This window comes from Pseudomonas sp. BF-RE-21 (assembly GCF_019947305.1).
Classification (GTDB): domain Bacteria; phylum Pseudomonadota; class Gammaproteobacteria; order Pseudomonadales; family Pseudomonadaceae; genus Aquipseudomonas; species Aquipseudomonas migulae.
On the sequence record NZ_JAGYGF010000001.1, the window covers coordinates 296156 to 317233 of the forward strand.

At 60.2% G+C, this 21078-nt stretch carries 18 protein-coding genes; 11 read left to right on the top strand and 7 right to left on the bottom strand.

The genetic code is table 11. The features are described from left to right. Positions 1–101 precede the first annotated feature (101 nt). Both KGB25_RS01400 and KGB25_RS01405 read right to left on the bottom strand, forming a co-directional pair. On the bottom strand, positions 102–989 hold the full coding sequence (locus KGB25_RS01400; protein ID WP_008033258.1) for a 3-keto-5-aminohexanoate cleavage protein: 888 nt from the start codon (positions 987–989) through the stop codon (positions 102–104). 89 nt (positions 990–1078) lie between these two features. Beyond that, positions 1079–2023 carry a choline ABC transporter substrate-binding protein gene (locus KGB25_RS01405; protein ID WP_008033257.1) on the bottom strand — a complete coding sequence of 315 codons (945 nt, stop codon included), beginning with the start codon at positions 2021–2023 and terminating at the stop codon, positions 1079–1081. A 194-nt stretch (positions 2024–2217) separates the two neighbouring features. Between KGB25_RS01405 and KGB25_RS01410 the strand changes: the two genes are divergently transcribed. Further along, positions 2218–3165 carry a GlxA family transcriptional regulator gene (locus tag KGB25_RS01410; RefSeq protein ID WP_008033255.1) on the top strand — a complete coding sequence of 316 codons (948 nt, stop codon included), beginning with the start codon at positions 2218–2220 and terminating at the stop codon, positions 3163–3165. A 130-nt stretch (positions 3166–3295) separates the two neighbouring features. Here KGB25_RS01410 and KGB25_RS01415 read toward each other — a convergent pair whose 3' ends face one another. Beyond that, a complete protein-coding gene (locus tag KGB25_RS01415; RefSeq protein ID WP_214379365.1) occupies positions 3296–3712 on the bottom strand; it encodes a DUF3010 family protein in 417 nt (138 codons plus the stop codon). A gap of 80 nt (positions 3713–3792) precedes the next feature. Continuing rightward, on the bottom strand, positions 3793–4194 hold the full coding sequence (locus KGB25_RS01420; RefSeq protein ID WP_223434076.1) for a lysozyme inhibitor LprI family protein: 402 nt from the start codon (positions 4192–4194) through the stop codon (positions 3793–3795). Positions 4195–4428: 234 nt separating this feature from the next. On the opposite strand from KGB25_RS01420, the gene KGB25_RS01425 reads away from it, so the two are divergent. The 8 genes from KGB25_RS01425 (at position 4429) to KGB25_RS01460 (ending at position 14160) form a co-directional block, all read left to right on the top strand. Further along, positions 4429–5406 carry a dipeptidase gene (locus KGB25_RS01425; protein WP_008033250.1) on the top strand — a complete coding sequence of 326 codons (978 nt, stop codon included), beginning with the start codon at positions 4429–4431 and terminating at the stop codon, positions 5404–5406. A gap of 78 nt (positions 5407–5484) precedes the next feature. After that, on the top strand, positions 5485–6015 hold the full coding sequence (locus tag KGB25_RS01430; RefSeq protein WP_008033249.1) for a DUF5943 domain-containing protein: 531 nt from the start codon (positions 5485–5487) through the stop codon (positions 6013–6015). A 15-nt stretch (positions 6016–6030) separates the two neighbouring features. Further along, on the top strand, positions 6031–8091 hold the full coding sequence (dgcA, locus tag KGB25_RS01435; protein WP_008033247.1) for a dimethylglycine demethylation protein DgcA: 2061 nt from the start codon (positions 6031–6033) through the stop codon (positions 8089–8091). Between the two features lie 173 nt (positions 8092–8264). Next, positions 8265–10214: a dimethylglycine demethylation protein DgcB gene (gene dgcB / locus KGB25_RS01440; protein WP_192227589.1), complete on the top strand. Its 1950-nt coding sequence runs from the start codon at positions 8265–8267 to the stop codon at positions 10212–10214. Then, positions 10214–11434: an electron transfer flavoprotein subunit alpha/FixB family protein gene (locus KGB25_RS01445; protein WP_223434077.1), complete on the top strand. Its 1221-nt coding sequence runs from the start codon at positions 10214–10216 to the stop codon at positions 11432–11434. Before dgcB ends, KGB25_RS01445 begins: the two co-directional genes overlap by 1 nt. Positions 11435–11449: 15 nt before the next feature. After that, entirely contained in the window at positions 11450–12220 is a 771-nt protein-coding gene (locus KGB25_RS01450; protein ID WP_192416772.1) for an electron transfer flavoprotein subunit beta, read from the top strand. 130 nt (positions 12221–12350) lie between these two features. After that, positions 12351–12917 carry a GNAT family N-acetyltransferase gene (locus KGB25_RS01455; protein ID WP_223434078.1) on the top strand — a complete coding sequence of 189 codons (567 nt, stop codon included), beginning with the start codon at positions 12351–12353 and terminating at the stop codon, positions 12915–12917. A gap of 79 nt (positions 12918–12996) precedes the next feature. Beyond that, positions 12997–14160 (top strand): TIGR02281 family clan AA aspartic protease, encoded by a 1164-nt coding sequence (locus tag KGB25_RS01460; protein ID WP_223434079.1) that lies wholly within the window; start codon positions 12997–12999, stop codon positions 14158–14160. A gap of 784 nt (positions 14161–14944) precedes the next feature. Here the strand turns inward: KGB25_RS01460 and gbcA are convergent. Then, positions 14945–16240 carry a glycine-betaine demethylase subunit GbcA gene (gbcA, locus tag KGB25_RS01465; protein ID WP_008044830.1) on the bottom strand — a complete coding sequence of 432 codons (1296 nt, stop codon included), beginning with the start codon at positions 16238–16240 and terminating at the stop codon, positions 14945–14947. A 281-nt stretch (positions 16241–16521) separates the two neighbouring features. Between gbcA and gbcB the strand changes: the two genes are divergently transcribed. Then, positions 16522–17622, top strand: coding sequence for a glycine-betaine demethylase subunit GbcB (gene gbcB, locus KGB25_RS01470; RefSeq protein ID WP_008033237.1), 1101 nt, complete (start codon positions 16522–16524; stop codon positions 17620–17622). 126 nt (positions 17623–17748) lie between these two features. Here the strand turns inward: gbcB and KGB25_RS01475 are convergent, their stop codons facing one another. Next, the gene (locus tag KGB25_RS01475) at positions 17749–18573 is read right to left on the bottom strand and encodes an SDR family oxidoreductase (protein ID WP_223434080.1); all 825 of its coding nucleotides are present in this window, start codon (positions 18571–18573) and stop codon (positions 17749–17751) included. Positions 18574–18952: 379 nt separating this feature from the next. Then, positions 18953–19993 (bottom strand): low specificity L-threonine aldolase, encoded by a 1041-nt coding sequence (locus KGB25_RS01480; protein ID WP_008035042.1) that lies wholly within the window; start codon positions 19991–19993, stop codon positions 18953–18955. Between the two features lie 133 nt (positions 19994–20126). Between KGB25_RS01480 and KGB25_RS01485 the strand changes: the two genes are divergently transcribed. Further along, positions 20127–20837, top strand: a complete 711-nt coding sequence (locus KGB25_RS01485; RefSeq protein ID WP_223434087.1) for a TraX family protein — start codon at positions 20127–20129, stop codon at positions 20835–20837. Positions 20838–21078 lie beyond the last annotated feature (241 nt).

A 21078-nucleotide genomic window follows, 5' to 3' on the forward strand; every position in this document is an offset into this window, starting at 1 on the left:
GCCAGCTTGCTGGCGATGGCGGTGTTCCTGCCAAAAAAATAGGGCGGATGGACCGGCCTCATCGCCGGCAAGCCGGCTCCTACAAAGGGGTTGGAGTGTGGTTAGCCGCGCTTGGTCAGGCCCATTTTTGCCCGGCCCTCAGCCGGTGTCAGAACCCGGGCGCCGAGGCGGCTGAGGATTTCCGAGGCGCGTTCGACCAGTTGGCCATTGGTCGCCAACACGCCCTTGTCCAGCCAGATGTTGTCTTCCAGGCCGACCCGCACGTTGCCGCCCAGCAACACCGCTTGCGCCGCCATCGGCATTTGCATGCGACCGATGCCGAACCCGGCCCACACTGCGTTTGCCGGCAGGTTGTCGACCATGGCTTTCATGGTGGTGGTGTCAGCCGGTGCGCCCCACGGGATGCCCAGGCACAGCTGGAACAGCGGGTCGTCGAGCAGGCCTTCCTTGATCATCTGTTTGGCGAACCACAGGTGACCGGTGTCGAAAATTTCCAGCTCGGCTTTGACGCCCAGCTCTTGAATGCGTTTGGCGCCTGCACGCAGCTGCGCCGGGGTGGAGACGTAAATGGTGTCGCCGTCGCCGAAGTTCAGGGTGCCGCAATCGAGGGTGCAGATTTCCGGCAGCAGTTCTTCGACGTGGGCCAGACGGGTCAGCGGGCCGACCAGATCGGTGTTCGGGCCGAACTCCATCGGGTTCTCGCCAGCGCCGATTTCCAGGTCGCCGCCCATGCCGGCGGTGAGGTTGACGATGATGTCGACGTCAGCTTCGCGGATGCGCTCCATGACTTCGCGGTACAGCGCCACGTCACGGCTGAATTTGCCGGTTTGCGGGTTGCGAACATGGCAGTGGACCACGGTGGCGCCGGCCTTGGCGGCTTCCACGGCGGCAGCGGCGATTTGTTTCGGGGTGACCGGCACGTGTGGGCTTTTGCTGGTCGTGTCGCCAGCACCGGTAAGTGCGCAGGTGATGATGACGTCGTGGTTCATGAGGTGGTTCCTTGCAGGCGTGGTGGTCCCGTTCGCAGCCCGGTCGGGCTGCGAATCGGTGGTTCGGTTCGGGTCTGTTTGCTGAAGAGCTACTTGCTGGTCAGTTGCAGGTTTTCAGCTGCTGGTTTGCCATCGAAGGTGGTTACACCTTCCAGCCAGCGCTGCTTGTCTTGCGGGTGATCTTTCAGCCATTGCTTGGCCGATTCGAAGGCGTCCTTGTGATCCAGCAGCGGCTGCATCATCCGGCTCTCGTCTTCGGCGGTGTAGGTCAGGTTGCTCAGTAAGCGGCCGATGTTCGGGCATTGCTCGGCGTAGGTCGGCGAAGTGACGGTCCAGACAGTCGCCATGCCTTCGTTCGGGCCCAGGGCGTCGTCGCTGCCGGTGAGGTAAGTCATCTTCACGTTGACGTTCATCGGGTGCGGCGCCCAGCCGAAGAACACGATGGCTTCGTTGCGTTTGGTCGCCCGGGTCACCGCCGACAGCATTCCGGCTTCGCTGGACTCGACCAGCTGAAATTTGCCGAGACCGAACTGGTTCTTGGCGATCATCTCTTTGATCTGCGTGTTGGCGCCCGAGCCTGGCTCGATGCCGTAGATCTTGCCGCCCAGCTCTTTCTCGAATTTGGCGATGTCGGCGAAGGTTTTCAGGCCCTTGTCGGCGAGGTAAGTCGGAACCGCGAGGGTGGCGCGGGCGTCTTTCAGGCTGGGCGCCTCAAGCACTTTGACCTGCTTGCCATCGACGAACGGCGTGATGGTTTGGGTCATCAGCGGGTTCCAGTAGCCCAGGAACAGGTCCAGGCGCTGGTCGCGGATCCCGGCGAAAATGATTTGCTGGGACGCGCTGGTTTGTTTGGTGTTGTAGCCGAGGCCGTCGAGCAAGACCTGGGTCATGGCGCTGGTGGCGATCACGTCGGTCCAGTTCACGACGCCCATGCGTACGTTCTGGCACGATGCAGGTTCGGCGGCCATGACGCTGGCGCTCAGGAAAGCGGTACCGCTGAGTGCAAGAACACAGCTGCTGATCAGTCGTTTCATCTCAGGTTTCCTCGGCAGTTCGTTATTGTGGGTCCGGTCGTCTTTGTGCGCCGGTGATGCCAAGTTACGCAGCTAAAGCCCGGTGAAAACGCACTGCGGCGACCAGCTCTTGCACTGCAGCGACCTGTCCACTTGAATGCCGCTCGCAAGTGGCGTATCAACAGCACACGCTACCCGCGAATCGAGTGCGCTCCATGTCCCAGGATTTCTACTTCATGTTGATGCCGGGTTTCTCGGCCATCGGTTTCATCTCGGCCATCGAGCCGCTGCGGGTCGCCAATCGCTTTCGCGGCGAGCTGTATCGCTGGCATGTGCTGAGTGCGGATGGCGGGGCGGTGCTGGCCAGTAACGGCATGTCGGTCAACGCCGATGCAGCACTGGAACCGCTGAAGAAAGGCGCGACCTTATTGGTGGTTGCCGGTTTTGAACCGCTGAAATTCGCCACGCCAGCTCTGGAGCACTGGCTGCGCCGGCTGGACAACGAAGGCGTGACACTCGGCGCCATCGACACCGGCAGCTTCGTCCTCGCCGAGGCCGGCCTGCTCGACGGCCATCGCCTAACCCTGCACTGGGAAGCCATCGACGCGTTCAAGGAATCTTATCCACAGCTCAGCGTCACTCAGGAACTGTTCGAGATCGACCGTCGCCGCATCACTTCCGCCGGCGGCACCGCCTCCATCGACCTGATGCTCGACCTCATCGCCCAGGCCCACGGCCCGGAACTGGCGATCCAGGTCAGCGAACAATTCGTACTCGGCCGCATCCGCCCGCGCAAAGACCACCAGCGCATGGAAGTCGCCACGCGCTATGGCATCAGCAACAAGAAGCTCGTTCACGTGATCGGCGAGATGGAACAACACAGCGAACCGCCGCTGACCACGCTGGAGCTGGCGGAGTCGATCAAGGTGACGCGGCGGCAGCTGGAGCGGTTGTTCAGGCTGCATTTGAACGATACGCCGAGCAATTTCTACCTGCGGTTAAGGCTGGAGAAGGCGCGGCAGTTGCTGCGGCAGACCGATATGAGTGTGCTGGAAGTGAGCATTGCGTGCGGGTTTGAATCGCCGTCGTACTTCACCCGAAGTTATCGGGCGAAGTTTGAGCGGTGTCCGCGGGAAGACCGGCGACAAACCCAAAAGGCCTGACACTATCAACGGAAAAAACCGAATCCTGTAGGAGTGAGGCTTGCCCGCGAAGAGGCCGCCTCAATCGAAATCACCGTCGTTGACACTCCGCCTTCGCGGGCAAGCCTCGCTCCTACAGGTCGTGTCGCGTTTACTTTTTCATCAGTGCCGAACAGGCGGCTTTGTAAGCCTCATGCTGATACTTGTTCAGCGTCCCCGGCAGCTCAAAATCAAACTTCTTGTTCTGCGCATTGATCGTCTGTGGCGACAGCAACGTCACCTCGCAACTCTCCAGCAACTGAAAAACGCCCTCGATCTTGAACGTGGTCGGCCCACCGGCGAATTCGCCTTTCTTGCTGCGCTTCTTGATCGCGATCCGGTCGATTGAATTCTCACGGACAAACGACGCCACCTGAGCGGCAAAGACTTTGACGTTGGCGGCTTCGTCGTCATCGTCGAGGGCGATTTTCTTGGTGTTCAGCGCGACGTGGCTCAGTACCTGATCGTCGAGGGAGGCCACGGCGATGATCGCTTCGCTGCCTTTGATTTCGATGCCGCAGATTTTCATTTGAATCCCTCTACCAAATTATGGTGTGCAGCTTACCGCTCGCGTTGGCAGGGTGTAGAAACAATAAGCTCAGCTCTTAATCACTCCTGCCCAATCGACTCCAAAAACTCCGACCGCTCATCACTCATCCGCGCCACGCAATCGTTCTGCGCAATAGTGAACGCCTTGCTGCCGCTGGTCGCCGGAAACGCTTCAACTGTGCAATCCGCATCCCGGGTCTTCAGCCATTGCTGCTGGGCGGCCTTGATTTTGGCGGTGATGTCGGCCAGTTGTGTCGGGTTTTTGCCGTAGAGCGTTTGCATGCGCTCGGTCAGGCTCTGGTAGTTGTCTTTGAGCAGGTCTTCGGCGGTGGTTCGGCTGTAGACCGAGCATTCCAGGGTCTGGACTTCGTTTTCGACCGCATCGCAGGGGTTGATGTCGGACTCTTCAGCCGCCTGTACGCCGGTCGCTATCAGTGCCATTGCCAGTAAGATCGATTTCATTGCGCCTCAGCCCCTTTTTTGGCCCAAATTCCGTAATGCGGCGAATTCTGGCCCATGCGCAAGTCCTTGAACAGGTGGCCCGCGACGTTCAACGACGACCCTTTGTCGCAGATTGACGCTTTCGGCAAACCCCCTGTCGTTTTTGCACCCGGCTGCACCGGTACTCAGGCATATGCTGGCCCCAAAGCGCCGGCACACGATTCGGCGCATGAATCGCTAATAGGGGACAGCCTGATGAGCCCAGCCGAATTGCACGCCGACAGCATCGTTATCGACGGGCTGATTATTGCCAAGTGGAACCGCGAGCTGTTTGAAGACATGCGCAAGGGCGGTCTGACCGCGGCCAACTGCACCGTGTCGGTGTGGGAGGGCTTTCAGGCCACCGTCAACAACATCGCCGCCAGCCAGAAGCTGATCCGCGAGAACAGCGACCTGGTGATTCCGGTTCGCACCACCGCCGACATCCGTAAAGCCAAGGAGCAGGGCAAGACCGGCATCCTGTTCGGCTTCCAGAATGCTCACGCCTTCGAAGACCAGATCGGCTATGTCGAGGTGTTCAAGCAGCTCGGCGTCGGTATCGTGCAGATGTGCTACAACACCCAGAACCTGGTCGGTACCGGTTGCTACGAGCGTGATGGCGGCCTGTCGGGCTTCGGTCGCGAAATCGTTGCCGAGATGAACCGCGTCGGGGTCATGTGCGACCTGTCCCACGTCGGTTCCAAGACTTCCGAAGAAGTCATCCTCGAATCGAAGAAACCGGTCTGCTACTCCCATTGCCTGCCGTCGGGTCTGAAAATTCACCCGCGCAACAAATCCGATGAAGAACTGAAGTTCATCGCCGACCACGGCGGTTTCGTCGGCGTGACCATGTTCGCGCCGTTCCTCGCCAAGGGCATCGATTCGACCATCGACGACTACGCCGAAGCCATCGAATACACCATGAACATCGTCGGCGAAGACGCCATCGGCATCGGCACCGACTTCACCCAGGGCCATGGCCAGGACTTCTTCGAATACCTGACCCATGACAAGGGCTACGCCCGCCGTCTGACCAGCTTCGGCAAGATCATCAACCCGCTGGGCATCCGCACCGTCGGCGAGTTCCCGAACCTGACCGAAACCCTGCTCAAGCGCGGCCATTCCGAGCGCGTGGTCCGCAAGATCATGGGCGAGAACTGGGTCAACGTCTTGAAAGATGTCTGGGGCGAATAAGCCGCCGCACCTCTGAATTCTTTCCCCCGGCCATCCGTGCCGGGGGCAACACCAAAATTTTTCTGGAGTTAAGTTTCCATGGCCAAGATCGCCCCGCAATTGCCTATCGAAGTCGACAGCGAAACCGGTGTCTGGACCTCCGACGCCCTGCCGATGCTGTATGTGCCGCGTCACTTCTTCGTCAACAACCACATGGGCATCGAGGAAGTGCTGGGCGCCGACGCCTACGCCGAAATTCTCTACAAGGCCGGCTACAAGTCCGCCTGGCACTGGTGTGAAAAAGAAGCTGAATGCCACGGCCTGGAAGGCGTCGCGGTGTTCGAGCACTACATGAAGCGCCTGTCGCAACGCGGCTGGGGCCTGTTCAAGATCCAGGACATCGACCTCGACAAAGGCACCGCCAGCGTCAAGCTTGAACACTCCGCTTTCGTCTACGTGTACGGCAAGGTCGGGCGCAAGGTCGACTACATGTTCACTGGCTGGTTTGCCGGTGCCATGGACCAGATTCTGCAAGCCCGCGGCAGCAAGATTCGCACCGTTGCCGAACAAGTCTACGGTGGCTCCGAAGAAGGCCACGACGACGGTTTGTTCACCGTCAAGCCGTTGTAAGTCGAGGAACCCGCCATGGCTTTCGAAGCAATGTTCCAGCCGATCCAGATCGGCAAACTGACCATCCGTAACCGCGTGCTCAGCACCGCGCATGCCGAGGTCTACGCGACCGACGGCGGCATGACCACCGATCGGTACGTCAAGTATTACGAAGAGAAAGCCAAGGGCGGGATCGGCCTGGCGATTTGCGGCGGTTCGTCCGTGGTGGCTATCGACAGCCCGCAGGAGTGGTGGAGTTCGGTGAACCTGTCCACCGACCGCATTATTCCGCACTTCCAGAATCTGGCCGACGCCATGCACAAGCACGGCGCCAAGATCATGATTCAGATTACCCACATGGGCCGGCGTTCGCGCTGGGACGGTTTCAACTGGCCGACGCTGATGTCGCCGTCCGGCATCCGTGAACCGGTGCACCGCGCCACCTGCAAAACCATCGAGCCGGAAGAAATCTGGCGGGTGATCGGCAACTACGCCCAAGCGGCCCGCCGCGCCAAGGCCGGTGGCCTGGACGGTGTCGAGCTGTCTGCCGTGCACCAGCACATGATCGACCAGTTCTGGAGCCCGCGGGTCAACAAGCGTACAGACGAATGGGGCGGCAGCTTCGAAGGCCGCATGAAATTCGGTCTGGAAGTGTTGAAAGCCGTGCGCGCCGAAGTCGGTGATGATTTCTGCGTGGGCATGCGTATCTGTGGTGACGAATTCCACCCGGACGGCCTGTCCCACGAGGACATGAAGCAGATTGCCAAGTATTACGACGACACCGGCATGCTCGATTTCCTCGGCGTCGTGGGTTCGGGTTGCGACACCCACAACACCCTGGCCAACGTGATTCCGAACATGAGTTACCCGCCGGAGCCGTTCCTGCACCTGGCGGCCGGCATCAAGGAAGTAGTCAAGGTTCCGGTGCTGCACGCACAGAACATCAAGGACCCGAACCAGGCGACCCGTATTCTGGAGGGCGGTTACGTCGACATGGTCGGCATGACTCGCGCGCACATCGCTGACCCGCACCTGATCGCCAAGATCAAGATGGGTCAGATCGACCAGATCAAACAATGCGTCGGCGCGAACTACTGCATCGACCGTCAGTATCAAGGCCTGGATGTGTTGTGCATCCAGAACGCGGCGACCTCCCGTGAATACATGGGCCTGCCGCACATCATCGAAAAAACCACTGGCGTGAAACGCAAGGTGGTGGTGGTCGGTGCCGGTCCTGCCGGGATGGAAGCCGCCCGCGTGGCCGCCGAACGTGGCCACGACGTGACCCTGTTCGAGAAAAAGGAATTCATCGGCGGGCAGATCACCACGGCGTCGAAAGCGCCGCAGCGTGACCAGATCGCCGGTATCACCCGCTGGTATCAGCTGGAACTGGCACGGTTGAAAGTAGACCTGCGCCTGGGCACTGCGGCTGATGCTCCGACCATCATGGACCTGCGTCCAGATGTGGTGGTGCTGGCGGTTGGCGGTCATCCGTTCCTTGAGCAGAACGAACACTGGGGCGCGGCTGAAGGCTTGGTGGTCAGCAGCTGGGACGTGCTCGACGGCAAGGTCGCGCCGGGCAAGAACGTGCTGGTCTACGACACTATTTGCGAGTTCACCGGGATGTCGACCGCCGACTTCCTCGCCGACAAGGGCAGCCAGGTCGAGATCGTCACCGACGACATCAAGCCCGGGGTCGCGATTGGCGGCACGTCGTTCCCGACTTACTACCGCAGCATGTACCCGAAAGAAGTGATCATGACCGGGGACATGATGCTGGAGAAGGTCTACCGCGAAGGCGACAAGCTGGTGGCGGTGCTGGAAAACGAATACACCGGCGCCAAAGAGGAGCGGGTGGTCGACCAGGTGGTCGTGGAAAACGGCGTGCGCCCGGACGAAGAAATCTACTACGCGCTGAAGGACGGCTCGCGCAACAAAGGCCAGATCGACGTCGAAGCCTTGTTCGCGATCAAGCCGCAGCCATGCCTTGAGCAGAGCGGTGACGGCTACCTGCTGTTCCGCATCGGCGACTGCGTGGCCCAGCGTAACGTGCACGCGGCGATCTACGACGCGCTGCGGCTGTGCAAGGATTTCTAAGAGCTTGTGGATAACCCTGTAGGAGCGAGGCTTGCCCGCGAAGGCGTCCTGACATTCAACATTGTTGTCGGCTGACCCATCGCTTTCGCGGGCAAGCCTCGCTCCTACAGGAATCGGGCAAGGCATCCAGGTAGTTTGGCCTGCAAGACCCTGCGGTCTTTGGGAGCTCCACCATGTTGAACACCCTTCTTCCAATCCTGTTGTTCGCTGCCCTGGGCCTTGCTGTCCTCGGCGCGTTGCGGCGGGTGGCCATGTGGCGCCGGGGCCGAGCCTCCAAGGTCGACCTGATCGGTGGCCTGTTCGCCATGCCCAAGCGCTACATGGTCGATTTGCACCATGTTGTCGCGCGGGACAAATACATCGCCAACACCCACGTGGCCACGGCCGGTGGTGCGGTGGCGTCCATCGTGCTGGCGATTCTGGTGCACGGTTTCGGCCTGCATAACCGCATCCTCGGTTACGCGCTGTTGTTGATGACAGTGGTGATGTTCGTCGGTGCGATCTTTGTGTACCTGCGTCGTCGCAACCCGCCGGCTCGCCTGTCCAAAGGGCCGTGGATGCGCCTGCCGAAAAGCTTGTTGGCGTTCTCGGCGAGCTTCTTCCTGTTGACTCTGCCGGTCGCCGGCATCCTTCCGGAGAATTTTGGCGGTTGGGTGGTGGCAGCGATCCTCGGCATCGGCGTGCTGTGGGGCGTTTCGGAATTGTTCTTCGGCATGACCTGGGGCGGGCCGATGAAGCACGCCTTCGCCGGTGCGCTGCACCTGGCCTGGCACCGTCGCGCCGAGCGTTTTGGCGGTGGTCGTTCCACCGGTTTGAAACCGCTCGACCTGAACGATCCAAGCGCACCGTTGGGCGTGGAAAAACCCAAGGATTTCACCTGGAACCAACTGCTCGGTTTCGATGCCTGCGTGCAATGCGGTAAATGTGAAGCCGCGTGCCCGGCGTTCGCCGCCGGCCAGCCGCTGAACCCGAAAAAGCTGATTCAGGACATGGTCGTCGGCCTTGCCGGCGGCACCGATGCCAAGTTCGCTGGCAGCCCCTATCCGGGCAAAGCCATCGGCGAACACGCGGGCAATCCGCATCAACCGATCGTCAACGGTCTGGTGGACGCCGAAACCCTGTGGTCCTGCACCACCTGCCGTGCCTGCGTCGAGGAATGCCCGATGATGATCGAGCACGTCGATGCCATCGTCGACATGCGTCGCCATCTGACCCTGGAAAAAGGCGCGACCCCGAACAAGGGCGCCGAAGTCCTGGAAAACCTGATTGCCACCGACAACCCTGGCGGTTTCGCACCGGGTGGGCGGATGAACTGGGCGGCGGATTTGAACCTCAATCTGCTCAGCGAGAAAAAATCCACCGACGTGCTGTTCTGGGTCGGCGACGGAGCCTTCGACATGCGCAACCAGCGCACCTTGCGTGCCTTCGTCAAAGTGCTGAAAGCGGCCAAGGTCGACTTCGCGGTACTCGGTCTCGAAGAACGCGACAGCGGTGACGTAGCCCGACGTCTGGGCGACGAAGCGACGTTCCAGTTGTTGGCCAAGCGCAACATCCAGACCCTGGCCAAGTACAGTTTCAACCGCATCGTCACCTGCGACCCGCACAGCTTCCACGTGCTGAAAAACGAATACGGCGCCTTCGACGGCAACTACCTGGTGCAGCACCACAGCACCTACATGGCCGAAATCATCGACGCCGGCGCGCTCAATCTCGGCCAGCACAAAGGCAGCAGCGTGACCTATCACGACCCGTGCTACCTCGGTCGCTACAACGGCGAATACGAGGCGCCGCGTGAAGTGCTGCGCGCCCTCGGGATTGAAGTGAAAGAGATGCAACGCTCCGGTTTCCGTTCACGCTGCTGCGGCGGCGGTGGCGGCGCGCCGATCACCGACATTCCGGGCAAGCAGCGGATCCCCGACATGCGCATGGAAGACATCCGCGAAACCGGCGCCGAACTGGTGGCCGTGGGTTGTCCACAATGCACCGCGATGCTCGAAGGCGTGGTCGAACCACGGCCGTTGATCAAGGACATCGCCGAGCTGGTGGCGGACGCACTGCTTGAAGACGCAGCGCCAAGCAAACCGTCCACACCGGCCCAACGTGAACCTGCGGAGGCCCACTGATGAGCGACATTATCCGCCGCGACCCCCGCGCCGAATGGATTGCCCGTAACCGCCTGCACCCGCTGCACGCGGCCATGCAGCCGGCGCAACACAGCTGGATGGGGCCGAACGGCGTCATCCGCAAGAACCCGCATGGCATCGGTTTTATCGGTCCCAACGGCATCAAGCGCATCGACCGCAGCGGCGCGCAGCAGGGCGGGGCGACCAAACGCTCGGCGGCTGTTGAAGTGCAATTGCCGCTGCATCAAGTGCCAGCACCTGCGTTTTACATCAGCGTGGTGCCGGACATGGTCGGCGGCCGCTTGAGTAGCCACGACAAGGATTTGCTCGGCCTGGCCCACCAGCTGGCCGGCAAGGACGGCGCGGTGTTGGCCGTGGTCTTCGGCGAACACAAGGAAAACGCCTTTGCCACCGCTGGCGTCGATCGCTTGCTGGTGCTCGAAGGCGACGAATTCAGTGGTTATGCACCGGAGCAACGTGTCCAGGGCCTGCGGGCTGTGGATAACCAGTTCAGCCCGCGTCACTGGCTGCTGCCGGACAGCCGCAGCGGTGGCGGCGAACTCGGTCGGCGCTTTGCCGCTGCACTGGGCGAACGCCCGGCCACACGGGTCTGGCAGGTCAAGGATCAGGAATGCATCGGCCGCGCTGGCGCCGGGTTGCAAGACCTTGCGCGTCCGGTCGCACGCTTGATTCTGGCCGCCGCCGAATGCGCCGAGCCGGTCAGCGAAACCCGTCATGAAGCCTTGCCGGTGGAGTTATCCACAACCGTGGCGCGCAGCCTGTCGCGGATCGAAGATCTGGGCGCTGTGGCCGTGGATCCGGCAGCCATTCCGATGGCCGAAGCCGAGTTCATCTTCTCCGGCGGCAACGGCGTCAAGGACTGGGGACTTTTCCACAGGACTGCCGAAGCGCTCGGCGCCACCGAAGGCGCATCCCGTGTGGCGGTGGACGATGGCTTCATGGCCCGTGATCGTCAGGTCGGCGCGTCCGGCACGTGGGTCACTGCGAGGGTCTACGTGGCGGTGGGGATTTCCGGGGCGATCCAGCACCTGCAAGGCATCGGTGCCTGCGACAAGGTGGTGGCGATCAACCTCGACCCAGGTTGCGACATGATCAAACGGGCCGACCTGTCGGTGATCGGCGAGAGTGCCGAGATTCTTCAAGCCTTGATCGATGCGATAGCGGCTTATCGCGACGACGCCAAGCGCGATGCGGCTTAAGGGAAGGAAAGGGTTATGAGCACGAAAATCATCAGCCTGGTGTCCATCGGCGCCCACCCGACCTCCGGCCGGCCACGTCGCGCGGAGCAGGATGCGCGGGCGGTGGAACTGGGTCTGCAACTGGCTGGGGATAACCTGCAAGTGCTGCATGCCGGTGACGTCGCGGAGCCTGCGCTACGCGCCTATCTGGGCATGGGCCTGGAACAACTGCACGTACTGGAGCAACCATCCGGTGCCGATGCCTTGCCGGCGTTGACCGCCTATTTGCGCGATGCCGGAGCACAAGTCGTGCTGACTGGCAGCCAGGCAGAAACCGGCGAAGGCTCGGGCATGCTGCCGTTCCTGCTGGCGGAAAACCTCGGCTGGCCGCTGGTGGTCGGGCTGGCTCAGGTGGAGTCCATCGATGGCAGTTCGGCGCTTGTCCTTCAAGCGTTGCCCCGTGGTCAGCGCCGTCGTTTGAAGGTGCGGCTGCCGTTCCTGGCGACTGTGGATAACGCGGCGCCGAAGCCTCGTCAGAGCGCGTACGGCCCGGCCCGGCGTGGTGTTTTGCAGGCGGATGAAGTCGAAGTGATCGATGATGCGTTGCTGGCCGTATCGACGCTGCAACCGGCCAAGCCTCGGCCTAAACGCTTGAAGGTGATCAAAGCCAAAAGCGGCGCGGACCGGATGAAAGCGGCGACGGCCAAAGCCAGTGGCGGCGGCGGGCAGGTGCTCAAAGGCGTCACGGCGCAAGCGGGTGCCGAAGCGATTCTCAAATTGCTGATTGAAGAAGGCGTGGTCCGCTAACCAATACTCAGCACAGATCAAAATGTGGGAGCGAGACCGGCTTGCCGGCGATAGCGGTGTGTCAGCTGAATTTATGTCAACTGATACACCGCTATCGCGAGCAGGCTCGCTCCCACAGGGGGAAAGTTTAATGACCGTCAAATTTCGTTCGGCCTTGCGCAGCGACGCGCGGGAAATTGCTCGCCTGTTTCAGATTTCCTCGGAAGGCGCTTCGGATTACATCTGGAGCCAACTCGCCGAACCCGGCCAGGACCTGTTGGACGTCGGCGCCCTGCGTTACGCCCGTGACGACGTGGATTTCTCCTACCAGAACTGCCTCATCGCCGAGGCCGACGGCCACGTCATCGGCATGATGCACAGCTATGTGATGCGCCACGATCCACTGGCCGAGCCCACCACCGATCCGGTGCTGGCGCCGTATGCCGACATGGAAATCCCCGACACGCTGTACATATCGAGCCTCGCGCTGCATGAAGGCTGGCGCAACCAGGGCCTTGGCAAGCAGTTCCTCGCCCACGCTCACGAACGCGCCCGCCAGTTGGGGCTCAAGGGCTTGAGCCTGATCGACTACGCCGTCAACACCGGCGCCCGTCGTTTCTATGAGCGGCATGGTTTCCGCATCGTCGATACCTGCCAGATCACGCCACACCCGATGATTCGGGTGACCGGCGACGCTTACCTCATGCAGTGGCCCTAGTGAGCTACATTTCTTAATGAGCGGCCCGAGGCGGCAGCAGCGCTGATTCATAAAACTCGTTTTCAGGAATGGGTTGTCGATGAACACGGTCAGTCGGCGTGAGACATGTCTGATCTGTGGCGTGATGCTGGTTGTGATGGCTGCGGCCGCTGAAACCCGCCAGGGCGATCCGGATTTCTATCAATGGATCGACTCTGCGCAGGGGCGGCACGCCTCCCTGGCGCAAATGAAGCAACACTGCGATCAGGTGTTGGCGCCTGATAAAAACCTCAATTGTTCAGTCACCGTTCTCGCCAGAATGTTCGAGACCAAGGCCGCCAATCAGCTGCCCGATTACTACCTGGCAATCAAGCGGCGCCATGCTCAAGCCATCGCCAATGACCCTGAACTCCAACAGTTGTTCTCCATGTTCGGCAGCGAATCGATCGCGACCTTGCGGCAGGTCGCCGATTTCTCACTGACAAGATCACCGCGACGCGAAGTGCTGCCGATTCATCCTTCCCCAAACGATGGCCACGAGACGAATGAGGTGCTGCCGTACCTCGATGTCAAAGCCGCCAACGGTGTTTCGGCGCGGTTCATTCTGGATACGGGCGCCCCGCAAACCCGGGTCAACAGCGAAACCGCGAAGCAGATGGGCATCAAGCTGCTGACCGACTCTGATTACGGCTACAGCACTTTCTACGGCGAGCGGGACCTGGCGGCCAAACTCGGAATCCTTGAGTCCCTGAAGATCGGTGCAAGCGAGTTCAGGAACGTCCTGGTGTTTGTCAGTGACCGGGATAACTTATTGGGGCTCGACCTGATCGGTAAGCTGGGACGATTGACCATTACGAAAAAGACGCTGGAGATCAACGCTGCGGCGCCCACACGATGTGATTCGCCGGTCACCTTCGTCCGTATCGACATCAATCAACGATTGACCCTTGCTGCGCGGCTGGATCGGCGTGCGACCGTGGCGATTATCGACACCGGCAATGTGGATTACCTGACATCCGCCTCACCCGGCGCTTCACCTGTTCATGTCATCGATAAGCCGCACCACCAGATCTTCAAGGGCGAGTTGAGCTTGTCCGGGCGTACCCGTCTGATCGCGTACAAGTATTACCCGGACTTTACGATCCCGCCGTCGATGCTGCTTGGGCAGTACGTGCCGTCGATTTTGCTCGGATGGCGTGCATTCAATGATTACGAGTTGAATCTGGATATTGCTTCGGGCCTGTCCTGTTTCAACAGGGTTTGATCACGGTTACCCACAATCCCTGTTAGCGCTTCTGTGGATAACGTGTTCGCCCATCGCTGCACGCCATACAAATCAAGCCCTGCAAGCCTTCGTACAAAAAACAACCAGCCTAAGTTGCGGTTTTTTCGGGCTTTTTCCAGAGGATAAGTCTGTTCGTTCGCCAATACTTGCCCCCAAACTCTGTTGGCGCTTCTGTGGATAAGATGTTCGCTGTCCGCTACAGGCCATATAAACCGGGCCTGTTAGCTGCATGATTAAAAAGTGATCAATTTGCCGATTTGGAGGGGCTAACCTCGCGTAAACCCTGATTTATCGCGGCTTTCGGCGGTTTTCCACAGAGGCGGCGAAGTTGCCCCCAAAGTCTGTTGGCGCTTCTGTGGATAAGGTGTTCGCCATCCGCTACAGGCCACGTACTGCGTGGCTTTCAGCTGTTAGATCAAAAAACAACCAATCGCTGTTCAAAACCCTGCTTCTGGATAAGTCACGGATTTTCTTCGGTTTCTGTGGAGAAAGTTAGGGGGCATCGCACACTTGTCCCCATTAGCTGTGGGTGGAGGTGTGGATAACTTGTTTGCGGAAGGCTGGAAGCCACGAACGCCATAGCGCTGAACGCAATAGATCATATTTCGTACAGTTCTATGGAGGGGAGGGGTATTGCAGATAGTGATGCGGTGATCAGTCGGACGCTATCGCCGGCAAGCCGGTCTCGCTCCCACATTGGATCTGTGTCGATCACAAATCCCCTGTGGGAGCGAGACCGGCTTGCCGGCGATGTTTTTGATCTTTAACCCTGAACCGGAACACCCTTGAGGTAAGGCGCAGGCTCAGCCCCAAGGTTGTTCAGCAAACGCTCGCTGTACCAGTCCACAAAGTTCACCACACCAAACTCATAGGTCTTGGAGTAAGGCCCAGGCTGGTACGCCGAAGAGTTGATCCCGCGCTGGTTTTCTTCAGCCAGGCGACGGTCCTGGTCGTTGGTGGCATCCCAGACCTGGCGCATGCGCTCCACGTCGTAGTCGACGCCTTCGACCGCGTCTTTGTGCACGATCCACTTGGTGGTGACCATGGTTTCCTGCGCGCTGATCGGCCACACGGTGAAGACGATGATGTGGTCGCCCATGCAGTGGTTCCACGAGTGCGGCAGGTGCAGGATACGCATCGAGCCCAGGTCCGGGTTCTTGATGCGGCCCATGAGTTTGGCGCAGCCCTGTTTGCCGTCCATGGTCATCGACACGGTGCCTTTGAGCAGCGGCATGCGCACGATGCGGTTACGCAGGCCGAAGCTGGCGTGGGCGTAAGGAATCTTCTCGGCTTCCCAGGCAGCGGCGGAAGCGGCGACGTGGTCCTTGAACGCCTGGTCGGCGCGCGGGTCGGTAACGTCGTCCCATTCCAGCAGGGTTTTCAGCAGTTCCGGGTGCGACGCGTTGCAGTGGTAGCACTCGCGGTTGTTTTCCAGCACCAGTTTCCAGTTGGCCTTTTCCATCAAGGTGGTTTGCACCGCCACCTTGGTGTTTTCCATGTCGTACGGTTCCATGTAATGGTTCAGCGTCGACAGGAAGTCATCGATGGCCGGCGGGTTCTCCGACAGGCTGATGAAGATGTAGCCGCCGGCGGTCTTCACGTTCACCGGTTTGAGGCCGTACTGCTTCATGTCGAAATCGGCGCCCATCTCGGTGCCGGCGAACAGCAGGCGGCCGTCCAGCTCGTAGGTCCACTGGTGGTAGTGGCAGACCAGCTTGGCGACTTTGCCTTTTTCACTGGTGCACAGCCGCGAACCGCGGTGACGGCAGACGTTGTGGAAGGCGTGAACCACGCCTTCGGCGCCGCGAATCACGATGATCGGGTTCTTGCCGACTTGCAGGGTCAGGTAGTTGCCCTTGGTCGGGATTTCGCAGGTCATGCCGGCGATCAACCACTCTTTCTGGAAGATCTCCTGCATGTCGATATCAAACAGCCGCTCGTCAGAGTAAAACGGCTGCGGCAGCGAGAAGGTGCGCTCGCGCTCTTGCAGCATCTGCGCGGTGGCCTTGCGTGCGGGTTCCAGCGGATCGCCCAGGCTGATTTTTGCGGTGACGTCCATCGTGTATATCCTCAAGGCCATCTGCGTGGCCGCGAAAGTGGCTGATCAGGGTTGCTACGCAAGGTGTAAAGGTTATGTCTTGGTATGGGGCGAGTGTGGGGCCGGCGTTGCCCGGAACCTTATCCATGGGCGACATGGCCCAATCTGTTCCCGACGCGTAACCCCCGGCAGTTGGGGGCTGGTCGCGATAAGTATGTGAATGTCGCAGATAGGTAAATGGGTGGTCTGCGCTATACGCAGAATCGTCAACATAAGGCCGACCATCGGCGGTGGAGAACAGCATGTCCAACAGCTTCCTGAATCCGGTAACCACCCAGACCTGGGCCAATGGCCGACACATCGTCCGTTGCGTCAAAGTCATCCAGGAAACCTGGGATGTGCGCACCTTCTGCTTTATGGCCGACCAGCCGATCATGTTCTTCTTCAAGCCGGGGCAATTCGTCACCCTGGAGCTGGAAATCGATGGCCAGCAGATCATGCGTTCGTACACCATTTCCAGTTCGCCCTCGGTGCCGTACAGCTTTTCGGTAACGATCAAGCGCGTGCCGGGCGGCAAGGTTTCGAACTGGCTGCACGACACCCTGCATGAGGGCTACGAACTGGCGGTGCACGGCCCGGTCGGGCTGTTTAACGCGATCGACTTCCCGAACCCGAAAGTGCTGTACCTCAGTGGCGGCGTGGGCATCACGCCGTGCATGTCCATGGCCCGCTGGTTCTTCGATACCAACGGCAATGTCGACATGGCGTTTATCCACAGCGCCCGCTCGCCGAAAGACATCATTTATCACCGCGAGCTGGAACACATGGCCGCGCGGATCGAAAATTTCAGCCTGCACCTGATCTGTGAAAAACATGGTTTCGGTGAGCCATGGGCCGGTTATCGCGGTTATCTGAACCACAAGATGCTGGAACTGATGGTCCCGGACTTCCTTGAGCGCGAAGTGTTCTGCTGCGGCCCGACGCCTTACATGAACGCGGTCAAGCGCCTGCTGGAAAACGCCGGCTTCAATATGAAGCACTACCACGAGGAATCGTTCGGCGCCACGCCGCCAGAGGCGATCGCCGATGCCGTGGAGAATGCCGAGCAGGCCGCTGAGGCGCCGGAAATCGATGCGGCTGATTTGCATGAGGTGGAATTCACCGCCTCGGGCAAGAGCATCCGCGTGGCACCGGGCGAGACCGTGCATGCGGCGGCCGCCAAGGTCGGCCTGATGATTCCGAAAGCATGCGGCATGGGCATTTGCGGCACCTGCAAGGTGCTCAAGCTTGGCGGCGAAGTGGAGATGGACCACAACGGCGGGATCACCGAGGAAGACGAAGCCGAAGGGTTCATCCTGTCGTGCTGCAGCGTGCCGAAGGGCGACGTTCGCATCGAGTATTGATGGTCGCACGATAAACCTGTAGGAGCTGTCGAGTGAAACGAGGCGGCGATCTTTTGACCTTGATTTTTGAAGTCAAAAGATCGCCGCCTCGTTTCACTCGACAGCTCCTACAAGGTTGTGGATATCTCAGTCGACGAATAGGTCTGGCATCAGCTTGTCGTTGGTGCCGGGCTCAAAGCGGTAATGATCGAATTCGGTCACGCCGGTTTCCCGCAGTATTTCCTCATCAATCAACAACCGCCCGGTCAGGCTGCGTCCGGTGCTGCTCAAGATAACGTGAGCGGCATCCGCCATGATTTCCGGTGTGCGCGCATGTTTGAACGACTCGCGTGAGCCCAATTGAAATTCGATGGCGGCGGTGGCGATCATCGTCTGCGGCCACAGCGAGTTGACACTGATCCCGTAATTCTTGAATTCCTCGCTCATGCCCAACGTGAGCATGCTCATGCCGTATTTGGTCACGGTGTACGGGCTGTATTGGGCGAACCACTTGGTTGCCAGGTTCAGTGGTGGTGACAAGTTGAGGATATGCCCGCTGCTTTTCTTCAGGTAAGGCAGGGCTGCCTGGCTGCACAGCAATACGGCGCGGGTGTTGATCTGGTGCATCAGGTCGAAGCGCTTGAGCTCGATGTGCTGAACCCCGGTCAGCTTGATCGCGCCGGCGTTGTTGACCAGCGCATTGATGCCGCCGAAATGCTCGTTGGCCTGGGCCAGTGCCTCACGCACCGCGACTTCATCACGCACATCCACCTGCAGCGCCAGCGCCTTGCCGCCGGCGGCTTCGACTTCCTTTGCGACACTGAAAATCGTGCCCGGCAATTTGGCGTGCGGCTCGGCACTTTTGGCTGCAATCACGATGTTGGCCCCATCGCGCGCGGCCCGCAGCGCGATCTCACGACCAATCCCGCGGCTGGCGCCGGTGATGAACAGGGTTTTGCCTTGAAGGGACATGCGTGCGCTCCTGATTATTGTTATCTGAGCGCTTCAATGTAGACCAACATGCGTGGTGCATCTTGCTGGCGATGGCGGTGTGTCAGGCATACCGCGTCGTCTGGATCGCCAGCAAGCCGGCTCCTACAGGTTTTTCGTCGTACGCAGAATGGGAGGCAGGGCGGGGATTTGTAGGAGCCGGCTTGCCGGCGATGGCGGTGTGTCGGGTGTACCGCGTTGCGGCGATCGCCAGCAAGCCGGCTCCTACAGGGTTTGTGTCGTACACAGAATGGAGACGGGGCGGGGATTTGTAGGAGCCGGCTTGCCGGCGATGGCGGTGTGTCAGGCATACCGCGTCGTCTGGATCGCCAGCAAGCTGGCTCCTACAGGGTTTGTGTTGTTAGCGGGACATCACTTCGCGAATATCCGCTGCCAATTCACGTACGCGTTCTTCCTCGGTGTCCCAAGAGCACATGAAGCGGGCGCCGCCGTTGCCGATGAAGGTGTAGAAGCGCCAGCCCTTGGCGGTCAGTGCGGCGATGGCCGGTTCCGAGAGTTGCAGGAACACGCCGTTGGCCTGCACCGGGAACATCAGCTCCACGCCCTGGATATCGCTGACCAGTTCCGCCAGCAGTTGAGCGCAGTGGTTGGCGTGGCGGGCGTATTTGAGCCAGGCATCGTTTTCCAGGATCCCGACCCACGGCGCCGAGAGGAAGCGCATTTTCGAGGCCAGTTGCCCGGCCTGTTTGCAGCGGTAGTCGAAGTCTTCGGCCAGTTTGTGGTTGAAGAACAGAATCGCCTCACCCACTGCCATGCCGTTTTTCGTGCCGCCGAAGCACAGTACGTCAACACCCGCTTTCCAGGTCAGGTCGGCCGGTGTGCAGCCGAGGAACGCGCAGGCGTTGGAGAAGCGCGCGCCGTCCATGTGCAGGTTCAGGCCGAGTTCTTTGCAAGTGGCGCTGATGGCGCGGATTTCTTCCGGGGTGTAGACGCTGCCGACTTCGGTGGCCTGGGTCAGGGTCACGACGCGCGGTTTCGGGTAGTGAATGTCCTGGCGCTTGAGGGCCACTTCGCGGATCGATTCCGGGGTCAGCTTGCCGTTCTCGGTGCGAGCGACCAGCAGCTTGGAGCCGTTGGAAAAGAACTCCGGCGCGCCGCATTCGTCGGTTTCGACGTGGGCGGTTTCCGAGCAGATCACGCTGTGGTAACTCTGGCACAGCGACGACAGGGCCAGGGAGTTGGCGGCGGTGCCGTTGAAGGCGAAGAACACTTCGCAGTCGGTTTCGAACAGTTTGCGGAAATCATCGGACGCGCGAGCGGTCCATTCATCGTCGCCGTAGGCGCGCTGGTGGCCGTGGTTGGCCTGTTCCATCGCCGCCCAGGCTTCAGGGCAGATACCGGAATAGTTGTCGCTGGCGAATTGTTGGCTCTTATCGGTCATGGCCCTGCTTTCCGTGGTCGGGACGCTTATGGTGAAGCGTCTCGTGGTCAATGATGGTGCGCACTTTACCGAAGATCATCCGGCGAGCACACAGGATGCGTCTGACAGAAAAATACAAAGACGACGGGCGATTATGCACATGACTCAACGGGATGGGGCACTGGATCTGCTCAAGTGGCTGGCGCTGCTGAGCATGGTGCTCGATCACCTGCGATATGTCGGTTATTCCCTCGATCTGCTGTATGTGCCCGGACGACTGGCGTTTCCGTGGTTTTGTCTGGCAATGGCGGCGAACCTGTCGCGTTCACGACAAGTCACACATCAATGGCGGTATCTGGGCTGGTTGATTCTGTTTAGTGCTATCAGCGAAATCCCTTACAGGATGTTCATCCCCGATCCCGACACCTTGAACGTGCTGCCTACGCTGGCGCTTGGGCTGTTGGTCGCGCGTGGCTGGCAGCAAAAGACGCTGCCATCGCGCCTGCTTGCGGTTGCTGTCTTAGTGCTGGCAGCGGTGTTCACGGAACACCTGATGTTCGGCGTTTTTGGTGTTTTGTTGCCGCTGGCGATGTTGCTGGTGGTCAAGCGGCCCTGGTATTTCAGCCTGTTGCCGGGGTTGATCTGTCTGGCCGCCAATCAGTGGGAGGTGCTGTATTACTCCGCCCGGTTGGGTAACAGTGCGGCGATCCTCGGCATTGCCACTTGCTTGGTCGCACCGCTGTTGGGAATGTTCCTGTTGCGACATACGCGACAAATAACGCCACCACCGATGCGGCGTTGGGCGTATGCCCTTTATCCGCTGCATTTCCTGCTGCTATTACTCGTCCGCCAGATCGCCACCTGACCCCTGTGGGAGCTGGCTTGCCAGCGATAGCGGTGGGTCAGCCGCCATCAATGCTGTATGTGACGCCCTCATCGCTGGCAAGCCAGCTCCCACAGGGTTTACCGCTGATTTGAGAGCGGGGCTCGGTCTGTCATTCCCCGCCATGTCGTAAACGCACCTTTGCGTGGCGTCCGTAGGCATTTGACCTGTCTGCGCCGGTCATACCATCGCTATCAAAGGGCACTGCCGAAACGCCGTGCCT